The sequence below is a fragment of the Cognatiyoonia sp. IB215446 genome, assembly GCF_033963825.1.
GTDB lineage: Bacteria > Pseudomonadota > Alphaproteobacteria > Rhodobacterales > Rhodobacteraceae > Yoonia.
The window spans coordinates 16,897-40,419 of the sequence record NZ_JAXBMD010000011.1; the positions used below are offsets into that span (position 1 = coordinate 16,897).

The 23,523-nt window shown below is 58.9% G+C and carries 16 protein-coding genes; 10 read left to right on the forward strand and 6 right to left on the reverse strand.

Annotation, left to right across the window (positions count from 1 at the left end):
- Position 1 precedes the first annotated feature (1 nt).
- Positions 2–712 carry a hypothetical protein gene (locus tag SLH49_RS21480; RefSeq protein WP_320271197.1) on the forward strand — a complete coding sequence of 237 codons (711 nt, stop codon included), beginning with the start codon at positions 2–4 and terminating at the stop codon, positions 710–712.
- Positions 709–2,106 carry a hypothetical protein gene (locus SLH49_RS21485; RefSeq protein ID WP_320271198.1) on the forward strand — a complete coding sequence of 466 codons (1,398 nt, stop codon included), beginning with the start codon at positions 709–711 and terminating at the stop codon, positions 2,104–2,106. The genes SLH49_RS21480 and SLH49_RS21485 overlap by 4 nt, the downstream gene beginning before the upstream one ends.
- 6 nt (positions 2,107–2,112) lie before the next feature.
- On the opposite strand, the gene SLH49_RS21490 is transcribed toward SLH49_RS21485, so the two are convergent.
- Together SLH49_RS21490 and SLH49_RS21495 are read right to left on the reverse strand one after the other, a co-directional pair.
- On the reverse strand, positions 2,113–5,289 hold the full coding sequence (locus SLH49_RS21490) for an ATP-binding protein (RefSeq protein WP_320271199.1): 3,177 nt from the start codon (positions 5,287–5,289) through the stop codon (positions 2,113–2,115).
- A 61-nt stretch (positions 5,290–5,350) separates the two neighbouring features.
- Entirely contained in the window at positions 5,351–6,280 is a 930-nt protein-coding gene (locus SLH49_RS21495; protein WP_320271200.1) for an SMP-30/gluconolactonase/LRE family protein, read from the reverse strand.
- Between the two features lie 348 nt (positions 6,281–6,628).
- Here SLH49_RS21495 and SLH49_RS21500 point away from each other — a divergent pair, with 348 nt between their 5' ends.
- From SLH49_RS21500 to nusG, 5 genes are all read left to right on the forward strand, one after another.
- Positions 6,629–11,404, forward strand: coding sequence for a hypothetical protein (locus SLH49_RS21500; protein WP_320271201.1), 4,776 nt, complete (start codon positions 6,629–6,631; stop codon positions 11,402–11,404).
- Positions 11,405–11,422: 18 nt separating this feature from the next.
- A complete protein-coding gene (locus tag SLH49_RS21505) occupies positions 11,423–15,091 on the forward strand; it encodes a hypothetical protein (protein WP_320271202.1) in 3,669 nt (1,222 codons plus the stop codon).
- Positions 15,092–15,172: 81 nt separating this feature from the next.
- The gene (locus tag SLH49_RS21510; RefSeq protein WP_320271203.1) at positions 15,173–15,673 is read left to right on the forward strand and encodes a GNAT family N-acetyltransferase; all 501 of its coding nucleotides are present in this window, start codon (positions 15,173–15,175) and stop codon (positions 15,671–15,673) included.
- An 80-nt stretch (positions 15,674–15,753) separates the two neighbouring features.
- Positions 15,754–15,957, forward strand: coding sequence for a preprotein translocase subunit SecE (gene secE / locus SLH49_RS21515; RefSeq protein ID WP_320241171.1), 204 nt, complete (start codon positions 15,754–15,756; stop codon positions 15,955–15,957).
- Positions 15,958–16,144: 187 nt separating this feature from the next.
- A complete protein-coding gene (gene nusG, locus SLH49_RS21520) occupies positions 16,145–16,675 on the forward strand; it encodes a transcription termination/antitermination protein NusG (RefSeq protein WP_320241169.1) in 531 nt (176 codons plus the stop codon).
- A gap of 133 nt (positions 16,676–16,808) precedes the next feature.
- On the opposite strand, the gene SLH49_RS21525 is transcribed toward nusG, so the two are convergent.
- A complete protein-coding gene (locus SLH49_RS21525; RefSeq protein WP_320271204.1) occupies positions 16,809–17,189 on the reverse strand; it encodes a VOC family protein in 381 nt (126 codons plus the stop codon).
- 39 nt (positions 17,190–17,228) lie between these two features.
- On the opposite strand from SLH49_RS21525, the gene SLH49_RS21530 reads away from it, so the two are divergent.
- The 3 genes from SLH49_RS21530 to rplA all read left to right on the forward strand — a co-directional run bounded on the left by SLH49_RS21530 (position 17,229) and on the right by rplA (position 19,166).
- On the forward strand, positions 17,229–17,774 hold the full coding sequence (locus tag SLH49_RS21530; protein WP_320271205.1) for a winged helix-turn-helix transcriptional regulator: 546 nt from the start codon (positions 17,229–17,231) through the stop codon (positions 17,772–17,774).
- Positions 17,775–18,039: 265 nt separating this feature from the next.
- Positions 18,040–18,465 (forward strand): 50S ribosomal protein L11, encoded by a 426-nt coding sequence (rplK, locus tag SLH49_RS21535; protein ID WP_320241166.1) that lies wholly within the window; start codon positions 18,040–18,042, stop codon positions 18,463–18,465.
- Complete coding sequence (gene rplA, locus SLH49_RS21540) at positions 18,465–19,166, forward strand: 50S ribosomal protein L1 (protein WP_320271206.1); 702 nt, start codon at positions 18,465–18,467, stop codon at positions 19,164–19,166. Before rplK ends, rplA begins: the two co-directional genes overlap by 1 nt.
- 85 nt (positions 19,167–19,251) lie before the next feature.
- Here the strand turns inward: rplA and SLH49_RS21545 are convergent, their stop codons facing one another.
- From SLH49_RS21545 to SLH49_RS21555, 3 genes are all read right to left on the reverse strand, one after another.
- A complete protein-coding gene (locus tag SLH49_RS21545; protein ID WP_320271207.1) occupies positions 19,252–20,763 on the reverse strand; it encodes a malonyl-CoA synthase in 1,512 nt (503 codons plus the stop codon).
- Positions 20,764–20,827: 64 nt separating this feature from the next.
- The gene (locus SLH49_RS21550; RefSeq protein WP_320271208.1) at positions 20,828–21,709 is read right to left on the reverse strand and encodes a bile acid:sodium symporter family protein; all 882 of its coding nucleotides are present in this window, start codon (positions 21,707–21,709) and stop codon (positions 20,828–20,830) included.
- Between the two features lies 1 nt (position 21,710).
- Positions 21,711–23,441, reverse strand: a complete 1,731-nt coding sequence (locus tag SLH49_RS21555) for an AMP-binding protein (RefSeq protein ID WP_320271209.1) — start codon at positions 23,439–23,441, stop codon at positions 21,711–21,713.
- Positions 23,442–23,523: the final 82 nt, after the last annotated feature.

Below are 23,523 nucleotides of genomic sequence, written 5' to 3' on the forward strand. Positions count from 1 at the left end.
TATGCAGGACAATTGGTTCAACACATATGTCAATTCCCTGCCGGATCGCGGCTGGTTCCAGTTTCTGTCGCGCTACATCGTGGTGCCCTACTGGATTTGGCGCGACCCAAAGCCGAAACTGCCCGGTGGCCCCCGTCCCTCACCCCAGCCCAGCGAAAACGTGCAGCGCATGATGAACCTGATCATGCCGCTCAAGGACCCGTCGCCCGCAGGCCGCGCCAAGGCCGCCATGGCCATCGCGCAGAATGTGGACGAGATTTTTGCGGGGCTCGACAATGTCGGCACCGTTCACTTCGCACGATTCCTGCTGATCGACAAAAACATCTGCATGATCTCGGTTTATGACGGCGATTTCAGCAATTACATCCGCGACTTCATCACAACCATTGGCAGCGTGTTTAACGAGGTGATTTCACTCGTCGACGATGCAGAACATCTGATCCCGACCGAGCACAATGTCGAAGCGTTCATCGACTGGGTGCAGGAGCACGATCTGTTCCAGGCACCCGATTTTGCCACGGACATGTTCGGGCTGCAGGATGTCGCCAAAGGTCTGCCGCCAAACCAGCCGCCGCATGCGCTGGAGACATTGCCGCGTGAATTCATTCTGCAATTGCACGCCAATCCCAACATTTCGCTCGGTGGCGGTTATCGCGCCTATCCCGGCGTCTCAGCCGCGCAAGTGCGCCAGAAATTTGGACAGGGCTGGTGAAGGATACGTTCAATCTCGCCGATATTCAGGGCAACATCCTGCGCGGTTATCGCCGCGACTTCGTGCGCCATCTGATCCTTGAAGTTACTGACCGTGCGGCAGCACGGCAGTTTCTGGGCGCTGCCGTAGCCGGTGGCCGCGATGACGTGCCGGAGATAACGCGCGACGTCACGTGGACCGTCAGGCCAAGTTATTGCTTCAACATTGGTGTGACGTATGAAGGGCTGCGCGCGCTTGGCACGCCTTCAAAGCACCTCGCGACCTTCCCGACCGAATTCATTGAAGGCATGACCAAACGCGCCATGAAGGTCGGCGACTTTGGCGACAGCGCGCCTGCGCATTGGCCCGCGCCGTTCGATCAACCGGGTCGCGTGCATATCATCGCCTCCATTCACGCGGACGACACGGCGCATCTGGATCAGGTCGCCGCCCAGGTCGGCAAGGCCTTCAACGTGCTCGGCGTGCGCAACGGGCGCAACCTGCCCGAAGGCCGCGTTTTCTTTGGCTATGTTGATGGCATTTCGCAACCCCGGTTCAAACATGTGATCGACCCCGATCAGGTGGGCGTAGATGAACCGATGGACCCGCTGGGCACGATCCTTTTGGGCTATCCAACCCGGCAAGAAGGCGTGACTTACCGCGTGCCCAGCCCGCAGGACCTGGGCTTTAACGGCACCTTCAACGCCTTTCGCGTGCTCGCCCAAGATGTGATGGGTTTCGAGAAATACCTTGATGAAGCAGCAACCCTGCTCATGGATCACCCCAAACGCCACCTTCTGGCCGATCCCGCCAATCTTGATCGGATTGGGCCGGGCCTCGATATTCACGGGGCATTGCGTGAGGTTGTTGCGGCCCAGTTCTGCGGACGCTGGCGCAATGGCGTGCCTTACGAATTGTCACCCGACGCGCAGTTTCCCGAAGAAGAGGTCTCGCTGACCAATTTTGACTACACGCACCGCTCGCGCTGCCCTGCTGGCGCACATCTGCGGCGCGGCAATCCGCGCGGCGGCCCTATCGTGCAGCGCATCGCTAATTACAGCCGCAGGCTGGTGCGGCGCGGCATGTCCTATGGCCCCGATTTCGACCCGGCCAATCCCGATGATCAGGAACGCGGCCTCTTGGGCAGCTTCATCGGCGCCAATCTGGGCGCGCAGTTTGAGGCGGTGATGTGTGACTGGATCAACCTTGGCCTGCAGGACCCCAATATCACCGGTGCAAATGACCCGCTTTTGGGCGCGAATACGCCAGAGACAAGCTGGTTTGACATGACATTGCCCGATGGAGACAGCATCCGGCTGCTTGGCATACCGCGCCTTATTCAGACCCGTGGTGGCGCCTATACCTTCCTGCCCAGCATCGCCGCGCTCACCTATCTGGCTGAATTGTGGGGTTAAGGCGCTTCAGGCAAGTTCCGCCAACGCATCGTTGATCCGCGTCAGCATTGGCGATGCGCCCGATGTCTCAACGATCACCTGCGCTTTGGTGAGATGATCGCGCGCCAGATCGGGCTTTTTCTTCGCCTTATAAAGCAGCCCCAAAATCATGTCGCAACGTGCGATATAGTGACCCGTGTCGTCAAATTGCGGGTTTTGGCGGATTTGTTCAATCATGCGGATCAACCGCTTTTCGCCAAACAGCCTGACCTGAATGATCGCGCGCAGGTTCCGAAAGAGAACCGAAAGTGACCCGTCCCCTTCGCCGGTCAGGATCGCAAGATAAAGCTCGCACAAAAACAGCCGCGCCCAATCGGCGGCCACTTGCGTGCCTTCTTCACTGCGCTTTGAAATCGCCGCCTCGATCTGTTGCAGCCCGGCGGTGATCTCTCCTTTCAGAGCGAAAGCGACACCCAACATCGTCGCAGGCCCCATGGTGAAAAGAGTCCAGCCTTTCGCCTCGCAAGCCGCGATATGTGCCTGAACCAATTCTGGCGCTTCAGGTTTTTGCAGCGGCACCAACGCAGCGACACGCGCCGCTTCGGCAATGGCCAGTTCAAACTCAACCTTTGAGGCATTACGAGCCTCTTCCGCCATCTCAAGCGCCAGCGCGTGATTGTCGGTCACCATTGCGGTCAGTGCCTTCATCGCGGTGCCGTAGCCGAGCGAGCGAGGATCATTATTGGCGGTGCCTGCAACAATCATGCGCTCAGCCGCGGCATGCGCGCGCGCGACGCGTCCGCGGGTCAGTTCGTTCCACCCCAAAGTGGCAAGAAAGAAGTTCTGGATATAGGCGTCATCGATGCGTTTGAGGTTTGCCTCGATCTCCTGCGTTTTCGCGGCAAAATCCGCGTTATCCATGGGAGCAAAATAAATCGACACCGATAGTTCACTAACCATCGCGTAGGCCAGCGATGTCGGATCGCCAAGCCGCTTGGCCATGCCGGTCAGTTCCTGCTGGATCTGGTGGGCCTTGTAGTACTTTCCGTTGCACACAAGGCAGGCAATGTAGTGATGCAGAAACAGCGCGTGATCAGGATTATCCCCGATCCGGGCAAGGATCGGGCGAACGTCGCCCGCAAGAGCGATCATCTGATGCACGCGCAAGGAAATATTGGCGCACAAAGCGAAATAGCTCAGGAAGGACGCAAACTCCGCGTCCGTCGCACAGGTCGGATCGCTTTGATAAAGCGCGAGTGCAGCAGTGAAATAGCCGTTCGCCTCATCCAGTGAATAGACGCCGAGGCTCTTTTCCGCGGCCATCGCGCTATAACGAAACGCCTCATCATTGCGCGATGTCTGCGCGTAGTGAAAGGCGAGCGTCTCTGCCGCCTCTTGCAGGCGGTTCGCGCTGCGGGCCGCCAGCGCATCGGCAACCGCCAGATGCAATTGGCTACGGCGCGTCGCCACAAGGCTTTGATACACGCAATCGCGCAACAGGGCGTGTTTGAAGATGTAGTCGGGCGAATGCGCCTCGCGATACAGCACATCCTGCGCCTGTAAACGGTCTAGCGCGACGTCGATATCGTCAGGCCCATCAACCAGACCGGACAATACACCTGAGCTGAACCTGCGCCCAATAACAGAGGCAGCTTGCAGCAACTCCTGGTCCTTTGGCTGCAATTGCGCAACCCGCGCAGTCAAAAGGCTGCGCATTGTCAATGGCAAGTGGCTGCCAGCTTCGCTCACGTCAAAATGCGCCGCGCCGCCATCAATCCGCAGCGCGCCCTGCTCCAGAAGAAAGCTCAGGATCTCTTCGCCGAAAAGCGGGTTGCCGCCAGCACGCTCACTCAATTGCCGGGCCAAGGCGTCAGGGAGTGTTTCAACGCCTAGACGGTACTGGGCGAGGTGGGCAATGTCGTCAGCACCCAAAGGCTGCAAGGCCAGCGTTTTGACCACTGCAGCATCTAGCCAGGGCGGAGTATATTCCGGGCGGCGGGTCTGGATGATCAGGAAGTTCCGCAGATCGGGCGCATCAACAAGATCACGCAACAACGCCTCGGATGCGGTGTCGATCCAATGGCAATCCTCAATCAGCAGAACAACCTTTTCGCGCACGCAACGTGCACGCAGCAATTCCGGCAGCAACTCCCGGGTCCGGAGCCCGATCAGGACACCGTCCAAACCCTCCAGCACACCAGCTGGCGGCTTCAGGCCCAAAAGGTTCAGCAACAGCGCGTGGTTTTCCTCACCGTAACAGTCCCACGCCTTCAATCCCGCTTCGAGCTTTTCCGCGATGCGTTCGGGCTCGTCTGTTTCGCGAATCAGAAATCCGCTGCGGATGATTTCAAGAAGCGGCAGGAAGGGCGTGTTCTGCCCGTCTGCAAAGCAATGGCCGCGCAGCACGACCGCCTCTTCGGTGCCAATCCGGCGCAGGAACTCAAAAACAAGGCGGGTTTTGCCCAGGCCCGGCTCTGCCACCAGGTCGATCACCTGCTTTGTATCGTGCACCTGAGTGAGCGCATGGGCCATCGCGTTCAACTCATCTTGTCGCCCGACATAGTTGCTGAGCCCCTGCGCGATGGAGGCGTCAAACCGCGTCGCCCTTGCATGCACGGCGTCCAGCACCCAGATCTTTTGCGGATCTGCAAAACCTTTGATCTGCTCTTCACCAAAGTAGGTCAGATCGGTAACCCAGCTGACCAAGGCTTGGGTCGTATCACAGATCATAGTTCCAGCTGGGGAGGCCATCTGTTCGATACGCGACGCAAGGTTCACCGTGCTGCCCACCGCCGTTGCGGGGCCATCCGCGCTTCGCACGGCGGCCATGACCACATCGCCGGAACTGATCCCCACGCGCATAACAGGATGCACACCAAACTGCGCCTCAAGATCAGCGGCGGCATCGGCAAAGGCGGCGTGGATCGCAACCGCCGCACGGCAAGCCCGCAAAGCCGGATCCTCCAACGCATCGGGGATCCCGAAAAGCGCCATGATGCTGTCACCCGCAAAGTCGCGGACGGTCCCACCATGTTCGACAACGACACGGGTGAGCATGTCATAGACGATGCGCACGAAAGCCACGCTTTGTTCTTCGCCCAGCTTTGCGACCGTAGCGGTGTAACCCACCATATCGGCAAACAGCACCGATACCTGGCGCCGCTCGCCCAGATCGGTTGGTTGTTTGTCGAAATGGGTATTCATGTCCCTCATACCGGTCGGTCGTCTATCTGACCTTGCCCCGCATTGCCATGTCCGATCTGCGTCAGGCCGTGAAAGCCAGCTTCAGACCCGGGCGCGGCCATCTTGTTTTGTAAATCTTGCCGGTGCTTGATGCAGTGATCCAAAGATCCTGCATGTCCGCGCCGCCAAAGCACATATTGGTGGTGAAAAGATCGGGGATGGCCACATGTTCGGTGCTGCCGTCAAGGCTGAACACAGTGATGCCACCATTGAAGATGGTCCCAACGCAAACACGCCCATCCGCCTCGACCTTCAGGCTATCAAGCCATTGGTATCCCGGCAGAGTCTGCACAACATTGCCTGGCATGCCTGACAACGGTCCCGGCTTCACCTGACCCGGCCCGGTGATCTCACACGCCCAAAGGCGGCCAAAAACCGTGTCAGATACATAAACGGTACCACCATCGGGTGACAGGCCCACCCCATTTGGCATCGGGATCGTTGCGGCCTTTACCAGCGTATTCCCATCAATCGTCGCGTAGTAGAGGCCGCCGTAGCGGGTACTTTCCGCGTCTTCGATCCCGGTATCCGTGAACCAGAACCCGCCGGATGCGTCAAAAACGATGTCATCAGGCGCAATCAGCCGCTTACCTTCATACGAGTCAAAGAGCTGCGTAACCGTACCGCTTTCCAGATCAACGCGATGGACTGACCCGCCCTCGTAATTGGGGCGGATCGGGGCGGGCACCGTGATCTGAACGCCTTCATGCTCATAGGGCACAAAGCTGTAAACGCCGCCATTATTGCAGACATAAGCCGCGCCATCCGGTCCGATCGCCACACCATTCGGCCCACCGGGTATTTTGGCGATTGTCGTTGTCTTGCCATCCGGGGCAAGCCGAACCAGCGTCTCTTCTTTAATGTCGACGAACAGGACCGCGCCGTCGTCCATCGCAACGGGTCCCTCTGGAAAGCCCAGACCGCTGCACACTTCTTCCAATGCGATTGTCATTTCTTCCCCACTTCCAACCCTTCATATGGTTATCAGGGCCTAAAAGGGAATGGCGACATTTTTTTGGCGTGGGGACATGACACGCAGCTAAGCGGCGGCCACGTCCCTTGCGTTAGGTCAGTTTTGGCCCTCGCAAACTCCTTGACAACCTGCTTCGCCACGCGAGTTGCCCCTAAAGTGGGCAAAATATAATGCTCATTTTCAATAGGTTATGCAAACCGCAGCGCACCACTAGAGATACAGTGGTGATCGAATCGGCAAATTGTGATATTTTTGTCAACAATTAGATGCTGGTTTTTCATACAGTTCGATTTTTCTGAACGCCATTTTTAGCTTGGATTGACCAAGATGGATTTAGACAGATTTGCCGCTTTGCGGCAGCGATTGACCGTCGATATTTCACCCGACAATGCACGCACTGCCCAGACACTGCATCAGGTTGATGCCGCCCTCTCCGTCCTGTCGGACGCCAATGAGATTTTGATCAACGCCGCACAGGACCTGTTATTCGATCTGCCGGGTGTGGCACCCATCGAGACCCCTGATATCCCCGATGACGAACTAATCAAATCAGCGCTGGAAAGCCTGGGCGAGGATGTCGATACGCTTTTGCGTCAGGACGGCGTAATGCTGATCCGCAGACCAACTGGCACGCGGATGTTCCTTGATAGGGTTGATGAGAACGTCTTGCAGAACGTGGCACCGACATTCCTGTTTGAACCGCTGAGGGACAGGTTTGGTCGCGAGTTTGACATCGGCATCCTGACACCTGCGGTCCGGCTTGCGGTGCTGCCGTCGCCGGGTGCTGCACCGGTGATGCTCTTTACCTCGGCGCGTAAACCGCGCAGTGGCGCCCAGCGCATCACCATCACCGGCGGCACAATCTGGGTCGCGGCGTCCCTTTTGGATCCGAGCGCGGGCGCTGATGGCTATATCGGTCTGCGCGTCACTGGTGGGAGACTGGCGCTTCAAAACGGGGTCAGCGTTAGCGGTGATGACGTGATCCTTGGCGGGCCGCTGGCTGGCGCGTTGACGTTTCAACCGGACCCGTCGCCAATCTCCACGGCCCGTGTCGAAACAGCCGCGCCTGAAGACTTTCGCATCGTATTTGCGTCTGGCATTGCAAACGCGGCAGAGTTCTCGAACGGGGCGGCCAAGGCAGATGGTTTATCGCTCGAATTCCGGGCCATTGGCGATATGCGCCATGATGATGTCCACGATCAGATCATCTTTGACTGCGAGGTCGGCCCGGAGCGCATCGACACCGCCGACTTTGCCTTTGAAACGGCGAAGATGACCGGCAAGACGGGGCTTGGCAAAGGTGGTTTCGCAATACCCCTCACCCGTACCGCCACGCCGCGCAGCTTGCCCGAAGCCGCAGGGCAATATGCATGGGTCAGCGTCTTTACCGACAGCGTGAAGGTCACATGGCGCGGTGGGCCGGCGTCAGAGGCGCGACTTGATGATGCGCGGCTCGCGATTGGGCCTGACTGTTTCACGATTTCGGCGGCAGAAGCGCGTCCCGGCGCTGTTGGCGATGCCCATAACTTTCGCCTATGGCGTCTGCCGGGCAGCGCGCATCACGCCAAGATCAGCATCGGCCTAACCACCCCGTTCCCCGCCACATTTGGGTGCGGCGCAGATGGTGGCGATCTGGTCCGCTTTACGGGGCTCTTTGACGACGTCTTTGATCGCCCCGTCGATGCCAGAGGCGGGCCGATCCCGATGGTGTCTGAGCCTGTCATTGTCCAGATCACCGGACCCGCTGACGATCAGAATGTCGGCATCACCCTTGCCGATCCGGCGCGTGATATCCCGCCACGGCGGAACATGATGGCGATTGAAAACGCCTATCTTTCTGTCAACACAAATCGCCTTGCGCTGCTCTTGGGCAAGCTCGCCCAAGGCACCGATGTCTTTGACGCGGCGGTCGCGACCCTGGTGCCAGTGATGGGATGGATCCCCACATTACCGGACCCTTATGTCGATAACCTCTCGGTTGGCGAGAACGACCTTTTACGCCGAGAAACTTTGACGACCTTGCTGGGCGTTTTCCGGTGGGAAACCGGCGCGGCGGAATTCGGGTTTCTGGGGCAATTGTCACGGGCCACAAGCGGCAAGGCAACACCCAGCCGGGGCCGCCCACGGCCCGCGCCGCAAAACGACCTGAACCCGCCCTATCGCAGCCAGACCGAACAAGGTGCCGTGATCCCGCAACGTGGCCGCTTCGACTTTCCGCTGGCCTCGGCAGCGCTGCCGCCACAAACGCCAACCGGTGATCCAGCGGATGCCACGCAAGAGGCTATCGGCAACTTCAGCGCCGATCTTAAGCGGCTTGGCATCGACCGGGGCAGTTGCATGCTGCTGGACGTCTCGACCGCGCGCGACCAAATCGGTGTTCAGATCGAAGAGCGGCAAAGCAGTATCGCGGGTGGGGGCATGTTCGTCCTTGGCCTGCGTATGGGCGCGCCATTGGCCGCCCTGCGGGTCTTTGCGTTGCCCCAGATCCAGTGGGAACCTGTACGCACCCTGCCCAAGGATCAGGACCCGATCACCTTGGGCATCTTCCCAACACCGCTAGCTTCGGCGGACGATGGTGGCGCCACGGTGCTAGCCAGCAATGCCGCGGTGCTTGCAGCCGCGATCCCCGAGATCACGCTCGATCACCAGATCGCCGAACTCAGCACCGGTGATCCGCTCAATGTCGTCTCCACCCTGCCGTTCGGCATGCGCATGCTGGTCAAACTGCGCCCGCCGGGGCCACTTGAGGATGCGGTGGACATCATCAGGCCCGTTTTCCCGACCGAAAGACCGCTTGAGGGCGGCATTCAGGTCAGCATGCGGTCAGAGGTCAATGTGTCTCGCAATGGGGACAGCCAAAGTGCGGCCTTTGAAGGGCGCGCTGTGCAATTCCCGAATGGCGTTGCGCTCGATACTGGTGCACCGCTCAACATCAGCGTGCTCGGTGCGACCGTTGGCAATGAAGGATCGGTTGAGACCCTGTTCAACCAGGAATTCGGCGGCGCCAATGCGCGCGTGCCGCTCACCCGCTACGATATCAGCGGCTACGGCGCGTCCACCTTCAGCGACTGGATGAACCCCAAGGGCAGCTTTGCCGAGACCACGCGGGCCAATTTCCAGGTTGTGGTGGGGCGCACGCTGCTTGAGATCGTGAAAGTGGCGAGCGTGCTTTATCCATGGGGGATCCGCGTCACCCGCTCTGTCACGATTGAGCGGCGCGGCGGCGGCGGTGTCGTTCGCCGCGACAGTGGCTGGCAGGCACAGTCGCCGGGTCTTTTCGATTTCACGACCGATACTGTGCCCGCGCAGCCCTATGAAATCCATCCCGGCCTGATCCGCGGCATCCACGACATCGACCGTATCCGGCCCGCGGGTGAGGAACTGACCCTGCCCGGCACCGGGCGGGTGCTGCCCATGGCCTTTGACGCCAATGTCACAATCGACGGCGCGCCAGAGCGGACACGGGCCGAGGGGCTGATCGGCTTTCTGCATCTGGCGCATCAAACGCCGCTGCCGCCCGGTCCAGGCCAGCCCTTGTCGCCGGCGGACCTTGCCGCCCTTGTGCTTTATCAAGGCGGCATCGGCGGACCCGTTGATACTGAAATCAATGTCGGCGGATCAGGTTTCCGCGCCCGCGCCACCCGGATTGAGGTGGCTCTGGCCGAACGCGCGGGGCAACCGGTCTTCGTGGGCGCCGTCCGCACAATGCCGATCTTTGGCACCGCCGGGTCGTGGTCGGTCGTCTCCGGCCCCGGTCCATCGGTGGGCGGCGGTGGCGACATTGCGGCGGCCACCGATGGCGCGCCCATCCTACGCGAGGGCATCGCGCAGCCCGCATCAGGCAACACTGTCAATGCGCCAGGTGTCGGACGCTACCGCATCCGCGATGCGGCGGACCTTTTCCGTGGCGGTAATCCAGAGGTGGAATATGGCCTCTTGCAGGCCGATACCGCGCATCGGTTCCTGTTCCAGCGACCCGAGATCGCGCCCGGACAGCCGCGCATCGTGTCGGACCTGCCACCGGCCTTCGCTGATTTCTATGCGGCCTCATCTTCTAAAGCGCTGTTCCCACCGCTGGGCAACGCCATCGCGCTGATCGACAAAAACTACTGGCTGAACGTCCAGATCGAGACGGGCTATCTCTCCCTTTCGCGCGACGTGGAATTCCAGGCGCCGCGGGGTGACCTGATCCTGGCGGAAACCTCAGCGGATCGTCTGCGCATCAGCTATGACAACGCAGAATTGCGTTTTCAGCTGCAGCCGGACAACTGGAAACTCGAATTCCCGGGCCTAGAAGTTTGGACCGAGGTTCAGGACCTGCCAAACATGAGTGGCGCGCGCGCCACCGTCAAAGGTGGCACGGGTCAGCGCGCCCGACTGGACGAAATCGAAACGCTGATGAGCCCCGTGCTCGAAAATCTGTTGTCAGCGATGCCATTCCTCGACCAACGCGGAAAGGCTGGCCCGGTCGATCTTGGCGTGAGCAATCTGAAGGTGACGCCGAAAATCTCTTATGGCTTCGACGTAAGGTTCCCGCCAATTCCCAAAGATGAAGACGGTAACGAGCTTGATGGTTCCGCCATTGCGATCCGTCTCTTCGCCCTGTCCGAGCTTGGCATTGAAAACGAACTTGGCGTCACTGACGAGTCGCTCTTCATCGGCACAAAGGTTGGCTTCGAGGCGCGCTTTGCCATACCGGCTGGACCCGTGGCCATCCTGTTCGGCTTTAGCCTGACAATGGGCGGAAAGGCGTTTTTGACCGGCCCCGATGCGGGCAAGGCCAAAGGTCTGATCGAGGTGCGGCTTTACGTCGGTCTGCAATGGGGCGGCAAGCTGGGGGCGTTCCAGTCGACTTTCGCCGCCGGCTTTGGGTTGCTCCTGATCCGCGGCAGCGAAACCGGGATGGGCGGCTTTGTCTTTCTTGAGATCAAAGCAAAACTCACGCCGGTGGCCAGCCTGAAAATTTTTGGAGAGTTCGCCTGCGTGCAGATCGAAAAAGACGGTGAAAAGAAGCGCCGGTATCAGGGCTTTGTCGGCGTTAACATTTCGATCTTCATGATCATCTCCATCAAATTCCAGGCTGATGTCAGCGACGAACGCTAAAACGAAGGAACCCTGGCCATGATTAGTCCGCCACGCCTGACATTTTGCACATATCTCTCGTCCTGGTCGCCCGAAGACACGCGGCTTGAGGCGAATATCCTGATCATCCCCGTCGGTGATCCCGGTGATCCGCTGACCGATGGTCTCGCCGTTCCCAACGGCCCGCCCTTTGCGGGGGCAACGATTGAGGTACAGGCGCATATTGGCGACGATCCGACCATTCTGCCCACGCTGGCTGATGTGCCTGCCAGCACATCAATGCTGCTCAACCCGCCGCCGGATCAGGCCGCCATCTTTGATGAGTTCCGCGATACGTTGGACCTCAGCCTACCGCCGGAACCGGCAATCCGGGCAGGCTCTTCGAACCTCAAAAAGTACCTACCGCTGTCCTATCGAAAAAGCTTTGGCTTTACCGCACCAAGTACACCGCTTGCGGTGATCGACGATAGCTACCACTGCGCCAAACGCTGCCCACCGTCGAAAATTGCCGAACCCACGCCAAATGATGAACGGCTCAGCTGGGGAGAGCTTTTTGCTATGCTGCTGCGCCAGCCACAGGTCGCGCGGGCTGCGGGGTTTATCCACACGATCAGCCTCGATGTTGGGACAACTTACCAAAATGGCGGCTGGCTCTTTGTGACATTGGGGGCGGGTGGTGCCTATCATGATCAGGTCACCGCCGATCCGACATTTGCGCGCTGGTTTGCCACGCGTGTGCCCATCCTTGATGCAACCCCGCGCCCGGTCTTTACATCCGTGCTTTTCCCCGTCGCTGCCGATGCAACTGCCGCAGCTACCTTCGGTCCGCTCGATCAAGTCTACCCTGAAGCCATCGCGTTCGATGACGGTTTCGCGAAAATCGTCCATGCAAGTCAGCCTCGCTCTACCGACGCAAATGATGAAGAGGATGAAGACGGAGAAGATCGTTTCCCACCCCCGCTGATGGATGCGGGCCTTCGGTTGGGTTGGGACGACGAATCCATCGTGGAACGGCTCGACCGAGGACTGTCTGTTGCATCGCCCGATGGGCAGCCCTTGCCCGATGCGCCGTCCGGTGCGGCGGGATACCGGATTGATGTACGGGCACCGGGGACGGCGAACTGGAATTCGCTCTGCCGCATTGCATCGCCGGGGATGAGCATCGGTACGGCCAACTTGCCTGCCTTTGAAACCGAATTGACGGTCGAGGTGCACCCAGCCCAGCTTGATAAACAATACTGGCTGCCGCCCAGCTATACCCAATGGCGTGGCGGGTCGCTTGTTGCGGACACTGCGGCCCTTCGCGATGTGCTGGGTGAGCCACAGGATGCGCCCCTGCCTTATGATCCGGTCGGCGCGGATGCCCTGCCGCTGCACTATGGGGAAACCTACGAGTTCCGCGTACGCATGGTCGACGCGACCGGTGGCGGCCCGCAGGTTGATGAGGTGGCCGTCAACAGCGCCGAGGCCCCCATCGCCCGCCACATGTTCCGCCGCTATGTGCCGCTGGGTGAATTGGGCAATGAGACCGCGCCGGATGCCGATATCGGAGAATTCACGCTCTCCCGTCCGGGGATCGGCTGGCCGCAGGCCGCCTTTGCCGATGCGCCAAACGCCCTTGATCGCATGGCGGCGCAAGCGCAGGCAAACCAGCTTGCCGGAGTAGTTCGCCCGCTGGCTCTGCCCGACCCTGATGCACAATTTGTCGAGTTTCGCATCATGGTGCTGCATCCGCGCCTTGACCCGCTCGCCGATGATCAAGGCTTTGTGGAGCTTTACCGGACCACGCGCGCCTTTCCAGATCTTGACCCCACAGGCGCAGAGACCGGGCCTCTGACCGTCGTGTCCACCATGGTTGATTGCGCGAGGCTTAGTGACATCACATGGCCTGACAGTGCTGCACCACCGGGATCACTGACCGGCCCGTTGATGCTCCCGACAGGGCGCAAGGTGCGAGTCGTTGCCCATGCCTTGGGATCGGAGCGGTCCAATTACTGGGGTGTGCCGACCGTTCGCCGTGGCCCCCCGCGCGTGCTGACACCCATACCCATTGAGGTCTTGCCCACAACCGAGCCTGTGGTCTTTCTGCAAAACGCCGACGCTGAACGTATCGCCTCGGTCCATCTGCGGCCCGACCCCTCGACCGACAGCCTTTCGGAGGCGACCGTGACCCGCCGCCGCCCGTCGCGCACATTGGCGACAAGGCTTGCTGGAGCCACCGGCCTTGTCGAGGATGAGGCGGTCCTTCTGCCAGAGGAAGGCAGGCGCACGATCTTCGCCTGCCACGGGCTCAAACATGCGATGGCGCCGGACAGGTCGAGTGTCCTACTCAGTTCACCTGATGAGCTGGGCGCACAATGGCTGAATGTTATAAAGCTGACGCTTGAGCGAGACTGGACTTGGCTGGCCTATGCCGGTGCTACATTCAACGTCACAAGGCGGATCGAACTGATCGCCCCCGGCCCGGATGTCGGCACATTTTGGGAAGATGATCTGGGCACCATCGCGATCCAGAATACGATCAGCCCACGCGCAGCCAAGGGTGAGGTTAATCGCGACAGTTTCGACTTCTGCCTGATCGACGGTTTCAAACCGCCGGTCGCGGAGATGAGCCGGAAGCCGCATCAACTGTCTGTCACCTACACTGTAACGCTCAACCTCAAGGGCGGCGGCACCGAGACCGCGACGATCAGCAACAACCTGCCCGTCACCGCCCCGCCCCGGCAGGTCCCCAAGATCGTCGCGACCGGCCATGCCTTTGGCGACTATAAGATCTTTGGTGATTATGAAGGTACCGGCGTGCGCGACCGAATGCTGTGGGTTGAGTTTGAGGAACCGCTGGACGATCCGCGCGATGCGTTCTTTGCGCGCGTCCTTGCCTCAACCACCGATCCGATGCTGATGCCCGATGCAGAGCCCTTGGCGGACCCACCCGCCTATGACAAAGCACCGCTTGATCCCGAATTCGTGCGGATCATCCGACCAGATCAGGTGCAGGATTTGTCGGGTCTTGGCGTGGCGCAGCGTATGATCCCCTGCACGCCTGAAAATGGTGAACTGGTCCGGCACTATCTGTTGCCGATCCCGCCGACGCTGACCGCATCCTCGCCCGAACTCTTCGGGTTCTTTACGTACGAGTTCACGGTAGGCCATGACGTCGTCGACCCACAGGACCCTTGGTGGTCGACCGCACAGGCGCGCTTTGGCCCGCCGCTGATACTTGAAGGCGTCCAGCACCCCGCGCCCGCATTGCCAATCGATGTGCATCGCAATGGCGTTATCGACGAATACGCATTGTCGTCGGCCTTTGCCCGCCCGGTCAAGGACGGCATCAACTATATGCCGCTGCAACCGGCGACCGAGATCTGGTTTGTCGTTTATGCCCGTATCGCCCGCGCTGACGGGGAAAGCTGGCAAAACGTGAAGCTCGGCATAAGGAAAAGCAGGCCCGCACGGCGCAATCGCCGCACGCAAGGCTCCAACATCGGCGGCGCAACCCGCGCCGAGGGCCGGTTCAAGGAAGCGGAACTGACAGATATGCTCGCGGATTACGGGCTGCCGCAGGACACGCCGCTGACTTTCCTCGCCGTGGAGTTGTTGCCGGAACCCAACGGGTTCTACGATGCGCCACTCAGCGGTGATCTGGGCGATGTACGGGTTCTGCGCACCTCGCGCCTTGTCTCAGCCGGGGATCGGTGTTGCATTTGATAGAGGGGCTGCGCCCTGTCATATGAGGGCAATCTCTGTCGCATAGGTGTTCGCAAAACTTTCGACCACGGCAACATCACGATGGATATCCGCCCCGCAACACAAGACGATCACCACTGGATCATCAATTGTCTGCAAGACAATTGGGGTAGCGAGATCATCGTCATCGACCAAGAGCAGATCGACGCATCGCACGCGCCCTGCCTGATCGCATCCCCACATCAAGGGCTTTTGATTTACCGCGACAAGGGCGCGGACGAGGTTGAGGTGATCGCGATCAAGGCTTGTCTGCCGGGCCAAGGCACGGGGCGGCACCTGCTGGACCACCTTGTTGCGCAATGCCGGGCGGCGCAAAAGCGCTGCATCATCGTGACGACCACAAACGATAATCTGCCAGCGCTCCGCTTCTATCAAAAATACGGGTTTGGGTTGCTGGAGACGCGCATTAGCGCAGTGAACAGGGCCAGAGAAACGATCAAGCCCGAAATCCCGATGCGCGGCCACGACGGCATCCCGATCAGCGATGAAATCGTCCTGCGCCTTGCATTGGATCAAAAGCAAGATAATAGGACCGGAACGTGACGCCGCGTGACCTCGCGCGGGCTTGAAATCACACCGCAGAGGCCGTATGTCCCCGTTGTTTCCAAAAAGGACAAGCAACAATGGCCACCACCAATCCTCTCAAGTTCATCCAAGAGGTGCGCGCAGAAGTTTCCAAGGTTGTGTGGCCAACCCGGCGCGAGGTATTGTTGACGACGGTGATGGTCTTTATCATGTCGGCCTTGACGGCGGTGTTTTTCTTTTTGGTTGATCTTTTGATCCGCAATGGTCTGACCGGCGTTCTGTCCTATTTCGGCGGCGCATGACGCGGCTGAAATTGCAGATCCCCTCTTGAAAACAACGGGTGGCGGCGGTATCAGCCTGCAATCTTCCGAAAATGGCGTGCGGCGACGGGTGTTGCGCGCCGCTTTTGTTTTCGGGACTGGCGGATGACCCGTCAGGCACAAATGCAACTGGCCCGGCACGGGCGATGGACGACAAGGTACGCAAATCATGGCCAAACGCTGGTATTCGGTAAGCGTTCTCTCGAACTTCGAAAAGAAGATCGCAGAAGAAATCCGCACGAAGGCGGAAGAACGTGGGCTGGATGAACAGATCGACGAAGTGCTGGTGCCGACCGAAGAAGTCATCGAGATTCGCCGCAACAAGAAGGTGACCGCCGAGCGTCGCTTTATGCCCGGCTATGTGCTTGTGCATATGGAGATGTCCGATGAGGGCTATCACCTGATCAACTCCATCAACCGCGTGACCGGTTTTCTTGGCCCCCAAGGCAAGCCCATGCCTATGCGTGATGCAGAGGTCGAGGCGATCTTGGGCCGCGTACAGGAAGGCGAAGAAGCGCCACGCACGCTGATCAACTTCGAGATCGGCGAGAAGGTGAAGGTCAACGATGGCCCGTTCGAGGATTTCGACGGCCTGGTCGAGGAAGTAGACGAAGAGAACCAGCGTCTGAAGGTGACAGTCTCCATCTTTGGTCGCGCCACACCGGTGGAACTTGAGTATACGCAGGTGACGAAGCAGTAGATCGTTGGGCTGCATAGTTGAGGGAAGGGGTGCGTGAGCGCCCCTTTTTCTATGCCCAATGGCTGTTTGGAGCCCAAAATGACGAATGCTGCAGAGACTTCAAACGATCGCTAAAGGAAAACGAGCTCCTGCACTACCCTGCGCCGCCGGTCAAATCCTGGGCAAGCATCATCGCGTTACCGTCGGGATCATAGAAGGTCGCTGTCTTCACCATGCCTTCAACAACATCGGTTTCGCCGTCAAATTTTACTCCGGCCTGTTCCATTTTTTGCCGCGCCACATCCAGATCAGCGATACCGAAGACAGGAACACAGTTTCCAGGCGCAGGTTCCGTGTGTTCGCCCAGACCGATTGTCACGCTGGTCGTTTTTGTCTGAAGCTCTGACCACCCAACCTCATCCGCGTGGTAGATCGTTTCGAACCCAAGCATACTGCCGTACCACTCAGCACTTGCATGGCGGTCTTTGACTGACAGCGCGATGGTGATGGTTTCTTCCAGTGAGATGAGTGACATGGTCTTCCCTTATGTGCACGAATATATTAACTATACTTTATGGACATAGGAACCTTTGTCAACACGACCTCAAGGGCTTGGGCCATTCCTATTCTGTCGAGCCTGCATGTAGGCATTGCCGGAAGACAGGCGCCGCTACTTGCTGCCACCGGAGCGAGCAGGACTGCTTTCGCGCAAAGCATGGACCACCTCATTGCGATCGGACTGTTGGAACGAAACCCCGGCTATGGCCATCCGCTGCGCCCAGAGTTTCGACTGACAGAGCTTGGAGTTTCCGCTGCTGCCCTTGCGAACAAAATTCAAAGTGTCACTGCTGAAGGAGATCAGGATTTGCTCCGGCGCTCATGGACCTTGCCGGTTCTGACCGCAATCCATCAGCCGCGTCACTTCAATGAGATTAAACGAAACCTGCGAACAATTACGGATCGCGCCTTGTCGCAGACGTTGAAAACGATGGAAACCAGAAGCTGGGTTCACCGACATATTGACGAAGCCGCCCGCCCGCCACGATCTATGTATTGTGCTGTGAACACTGGTGGTTTGATAAGCAGTGTTGCGGCCAGTGAAATCAGCTTTCCCGGGTAAGCAGTCCTTCTTTGGGAAACAACGAATGACGGCAAAGCCCGCACTGCCGACCCTGGCTTTGTCGGACAACAAACGCATTTTACATAACACCACCCTCGAAAACCCCTTGCAACAAAGATGATTCACCTCTAAGCGGCACGACTGTCGTACCCATCGGGCGCGGCAATCCATTGTGGGAGGTGCGGCGCGCGCGCGTGTCCAGCCGGACCACACAACGAAAAGCCCTGCGGTCGCGACCGATGGGCGTTGGAAAAGGAGAAGGCCAATGGCCAAGAAAGTCGTGGGTACGCTCAAACTGCAGGTCCCTGCAGGGCAAGCCAACCCGTCCCCCCCTGTGGGCCCTGCGCTGGGTCAGCGCGGCATCAACATCATGGAATTCTGCAAGGCATTCAACGCCAAAACCGGCGATATGGAGCCTGGCGCGCCATGCCCCACCATCATCACCTACTATCAGGACAAGTCGTTCTCGATGGAGATCAAGACGCCGCCTGCGTCTTACTACATCAAGAAGGCCGCAAAGCTTAAATCAGGCTCGCAGACGCCCGGTAAGGCCGTCGCAGGCTCGATCACCGGCAAGCAGGTGCGTGAAATCGCGGAAGCGAAGATGAAGGATCTCAACGCCAACGACATCGACGGCGCGATGCAGATCATCATGGGTTCTGCCCGCTCCATGGGCATCGAGGTGAAGTAATGGCAAAGTTTGGTAAGCGTACAGCAGCCGCACGCGCTGCATTCGAAGGCAAAAGCAACGTGACTGTCGCTGAAGCTGCAGCTTTGGTCAAAGACAATGCCAAAGCCAAGTTTGACGAGACTGTCGAAATCGCGATGACTTTGGGTGTCGACCCGCGTCACGCTGATCAGATGGTGCGTGGCACCGTTTCTTTGCCGCACGGCACAGGCAAGACCGTCCGCGTGGCTGTCTTCGCCCGTGGCGAAAAAGCAGATGAGGCGAAAGCGGCGGGTGCCGACATCGTTGGCGCCGAAGACCTGATGGAAACCATTCAGGGCGGTACAATCGATTTCGACCGCTGCATCGCAACACCTGACATGATGGCCATCGTTGGTCGTCTAGGTAAAGTGCTTGGGCCCCGCAACCTGATGCCAAACCCACGGGTTGGCACGGTAACCATGGACGTCAAGCAGGCCGTCGAAGACGCCAAGGGCGGTCAGGTCCAGTTCAAGGCGGAAAAGGCTGGCGTTGTGCATGCCGGGATCGGTAAGGCGTCGTTCAGCGCCAAGCAGATCGAAGAAAACATGCTGGCTTTTGTCGATGCGGTTGGCAAAGCCAAGCCATCGGGCGCCAAAGGCACCTACATGAAAAAGATCGCGGTCAGTTCCACGATGGGTCCGGGCGTATCTGTTGATGTTTCCTCGGCAACCGGCAACGACTGATCAGACCGGAAGCGTCGCGTCATAGCTACTCGAAAAGCCCCTCATCGCAGGGGCTTTTTTCTTTGGAACAGAATGCGTCAGCGATCTATGCAAACGTGTCGGCGTAGGCATCACGCAGGGCTTTCTTTTGCACCTTCCCCATTGCATTGCGTGGCAGTTCGGGCAGCACAAACAATCGGCGTGGGCATTTGTACTTTGCTAGGTCATTTGCGGCACGAACGAGGATTGCATCCAGATCAATCGTGCCTCCGTCCTGCGCCACCAGAACGCCCACAACACCCTCCCCGAAATCAGGATGCGGCACGCCGATTACCGCGCTTTCCAACACACCGGGTTGTGCATCGAGCACCTGTTCGACCTCTTTGGGGTACACGTTGTACCCGCCTGAGATGATCAGGTCCTTGCCACGTCCCACAATGTAGACATAGCCGTCATCATCCACGCGGCCCAGATCGCCGGTGATAAAGAAGCCGTCCGGGCGGAGTTCCTGCGCTGTCTTTTCGGGCATTTGCCAATAGCCCTTGAACACGTTCGGCCCGCGCACTTCGATCATGCCCGTTTTGCCCTGCGGCAAAGGTGCGCCCGTTTCGGGGTCTGTAATCTTTAAGTCCACATCCGGCAGCGGAAACCCGACCGAACCGATGCGCCGCTCGCCCTCGTAGGGGTTTGAGGTGTTCATATTCGTCTCGGTCATCCCGTAGCGTTCCAGGATCGTATGATCGGTGCGGTCGGCAAAGGCGTGATGTGTCTCGCTCAGCATGGGCGCGCTGCCGGATATGAAAAGACGCATATGGGCGGTCAGGTCGCGGTCAAACCGCGCATCCGCCAGCAGACGCGTGTAGAATGTGGGCACGCCCATCATGGTGGTCGCACGCGGCATCATGGCGATGACCTGATCAAGATCGAAGCGCGGCAGAAACAGCATCCGCCCGCCGGTCAACAGCATGATGTTGGTACCGACAAAAAGACCATGGGTGTGAAAGATCGGCAAGGCATGCAGCAGCACGTCATCGGGCGTGAAATGCCAGATATCCTTCAGGGTTTGGGCGTTGGACAACAGGTTCACCTGCGTGAGCATTGCCCCCTTCGACTGCCCTGTCGTTCCGGACGTGTAAAGGAAGGCGGCCAAATCATCCGAGGCGCGTGGGACCGTCTCGAACTGTTGGGGATGTGCGCGCGACAAGTCGATGAATGAACCGCTGCCATCGCCATTGAGCGTCTCTAGCCGCGCCCCGGTGGCTTGCGCGACCGGCGTCAATCCTTCGGCCAGGCTTTCATCGCACAGCACGATTTTTGCGCCGCTATCGGAGACGAAATAGGCGACCTCGGTCGCAGTATAAGCCGTGTTCAACGGCAAAAAGATGATCCCCGTCTGCACACAGGCGGCGTAAACCGCCAGCGCTTCGGGCGACTTTGCAATCTGCACGGCAGCCCGATCACCGGGCAGAAGTCCTGCCGCCTTCAGGGCATGCGCAAATTGCGCCGCCTTTTCAAGGAACGCAGCATAGGTGACCTCGCCACCATCGGGCATTTCCAGAAACACCGACGGACTGCCCTCATGCGGGGCGAAAAGCGCGTCATAAAGCGGATTGGGCACCTGCAACCTCCGGCAAAGCTATTTGCCCCTTGTTAGGCGGTTTACCGGCGATGAACCATCCGCCTTACAACAACCCGTCCGGCATCGCCTGTTCGGCCGCCGTGTTGGCACGGCGGAAGACGAGCGTGACAAGGGTCGAGACGATCACGATGAAGAGCGAATAAAGCACCGGCACCGCCATATAGCTTTGCGCCTCGGTCCCCGAAAAGGTAAACGCGATGATCGCGACGGCAAGCGGGCCGTTCTGGATGCCTGTCTCAAGTGCAACGGTCCGGGCATTGCGCGGATGCAACCGCAGCCCCCGCGCAAAAAGATAGCCAATCGTGATCCCCACAAGGCCCAGTCCAATCGCAGCAATGTAGGTGGCCGAGGTTGTGGTCATCAAAAACTGCCAGTTGCGCGGCACCCAGCTGACCATCAGAAAGACAATGAAAAAGAGCGCAAGAAGCGAGCCGAAGAACTCCGTCACCGCACCAACATTCGCATTCAACCGCCGCATCACCATCCCGATGGCGACAGGCACCAGCAGCAGAACAAGCGTGGCGATGATGTTTTCGCGCGGGATTTCAAGATCGAGTGCTGCCGAGTAGAACACCAGAATGATCGGGATCAAAAGCACACCAAACACGGTGGACGTCACCGTCATCAACACCGAAAGCGCCAGGTTCCCTTTTGAGAAATAGGTGAAGATATTCGACGTCGTCCCGCCCGGCATACAGGCCATGATCAGCACGCCAATGGCGATGGCTTCGGCCAGCGGCAAGAGCGTGATGAGCAGAAAACCGATAAACGGCATAAACCCGTATTGTGAGATCACGCCAATCGCCAAACCATAGGGGCGGCGCAGCGCCAGGTAAAAGTCGCGCGGTGTCAGCGATGCACCCATGCCCAGCATGATGACAAAGATCATCAGGGCCAGCAGGGCCTGTTCAAATGCTCCAACCATGTCAGGCCTGCTCTTTCACTTTTGTCTTGGCGTCTTCTTCGGCGCGTAAATCCTTGCGGAGGATCTTGCCCACGTTGGATTTGGGCAATTCGTCGCGGAATTCGACCTGCTTGGGCACCTTGTAGGCGGTCAGATGTTCTTTGCAGTAGCTTCGCACGGCATCGACCGTCAGCGTGTCATCCTGCTTGACGATAAAGGCCTTCACCGCCTCGCCCGACGCGCCATCGGGCACACCGATCACGGCAACCTCGTTCACACCGGGATGGGCCGCCAGCATGTCTTCGATCTCATTCGGATAGACGTTGAAGCCAGACACAAGGATCATGTCCTTCTTGCGGTCAACGATGCGGAAATAGCCGTCAGGCTCCATCACCGCGATGTCACCGGTCAAGAGCCAGCCATTCTGGATCGTCTTTTCGGTCTCTTCGGGCTTTTTCCAGTAGCCCTTCATGATCTGCGGCCCCTTGGCGATCAACTCGCCCACCTCACCCACCGGCACGTCCGCACCGTCTTCATCGACGCAGCGCACATCTGTTGATGGGACCGGCACGCCAATCGAATTGGCCCGCGATTTGCCCAGCGGGTTGAAGGTGAGAACGGGGGACGATTCAGTCAACCCATAGCCTTCCACCACGGGCTTGCCCGTCACCTCTTCCCAGCGGGCAGCGACGGCACCTTGCAAGGCCATCCCACCAGCGGAGGCGAATTTGAGGTGTTTGGGCGGTGTGTCGAGAAACCAGACCTCATTACAAAGCCCATTGAACAAGGTGTTCACCCCGCTCAGCCAGGTAATCTTATAGTTCTCGAACGCGCGTTTCATGCTGGTCAGCGGGCGCGGATTAGGGATGAGGATATTGCGCGCACCGATGGAATAGAAGCCGAGGAAATTCACGGTAAACGCAAAGACGTGATAAAGGGGGAGTGCTGTCAAAGCGACTTCCTTCCCACGCTCCAGCGATTTGATGAGTTCCATGGTTTGTTCCATGTTCATCAAAAGGTTGCTGTGGGTCAGCATCGCGCCTTTCGAGACGCCGGTTGTGCCGCCAGTGTATTGCAGACACGCCACATCGTCGGGTGAGACATCGCGGCGATACCCATCAACCGCGTTGTGCAATTCGGCATGTTTGGTGCGCCCCGCTACAATTGCATCGGGCAGACGAATATGAGGCAAAGTGATAGGTTTGACGCTTTTGTCCCAGTATTTCTGAACAAGCCCCACAATCCATTTGGGCAAGGCGGGCATGAACTCGGCCACGCGCGTGACGATCACATTAGGGATCGGGTGACCATGCATCGCCTCAACCAGTTTGTCGGCGAACATATCGACGATCAATATCGCCGAAGGCTCTGCATCGGCAAATTGCTTGGCCATCTCTTCGGCTGTGTAAAGCGGGTTGACGTTGACCAGCACGCAACCGGCCTTGAAGATCGCCATGGCCATGACCGGATAGGCAAGGCAGTTGGGCACCTGAATGGCAACGCGGTCGCCGGTGCTCAGTCCCGCCACCTCGCGCAGGTAGACGGCCAGCGCATCCGACATCTCATCGGCTTGTGCAAAGGTCAGCGTGCCGTTCATCCCATTAGGCAAGCACGTGGTAAAGGCGGGCAGATCACCGTAAGTGTCAGCGGTCGCGCTGATGAAATCGCCGATGGTGCGGAATTGCGGCCCGTCGATTTCGGCCCGCACATCAGTGTCGTAAAGCGCAGTCCAGGGTTTGTCTGTCCTGTCCATCCGTTCCTCCCAAAACTTTAGAGGACACTAAAGCGAAAGGTGCATTTGTGAAGACAGCAAAAACGTGACGTAAGGACATAAA